Below are 659 nucleotides of genomic sequence, written 5' to 3' on the forward strand. Positions count from 1 at the left end.
CTGCCTGGCAGGCCTTCGAGCTGGCGCCCGGCGGCAGTGCCTCCACCAATGGCGGGGTGGCGGCGGTGTCGCGTATCCCCGGCAGCATGGAGGTCTGGTACGTCGGCGGCGACGCCTCCGTCCAGGACCGGTTCTGGTACGACACGTCGAGCAAGAACTTCGACCAGGATGTCACCACCGACATCGCCATCGGAGGCTCGGCGCACGTCGTGATGCGGCAGGACGGCTTCTTCTCGTTCAGCACGCACGCACACGACAGCGGTTTCGACAACATCGACTACACGATCACCGCCGCCGTGATGGCGTCGGACGGAACCGTGTTCACCTTCCAGCACTCCGGCCACACCGAAGGGACCATCGCCGGGCTGCCGTTCGGCACCCCGGACCGCAACGACGACTTCACGTTCACCGGCAACAACCCGAAGATCACCGAGAAGTGGGACGGCATCCTCAACGGCACCTTCAAGGCCGAACTGGACGCGACGGACACCCTCGCGGCCGGCGTCACGGGAGCCCTCGGCGACCTGGTGAAGGCGATCGTGTCCGCGGCGGGCAAGGCCGCGGCGGAGGCGGTCATCAAGCTCGTCTCCTGACCGGAGGCCGCTCCCACCGGCCCCCGCCCTGCCCCGACGCCGCGGCCCGACTCCCTCCCCGGGAGC

At 69.0% G+C, this 659-nt stretch carries 1 pseudogene; it reads left to right on the forward strand.

Annotated elements, in window-relative coordinates:
* Positions 1-593: pseudogene (locus ACFVVX_RS35435) on the forward strand (hypothetical protein); the annotation flags it as partial.
* Positions 594-659 lie beyond the last annotated feature (66 nt).

The organism is Kitasatospora sp. NPDC058170 (assembly GCF_042883905.1).
Taxonomy (GTDB): domain Bacteria; phylum Actinomycetota; class Actinomycetes; order Streptomycetales; family Streptomycetaceae; genus Kitasatospora.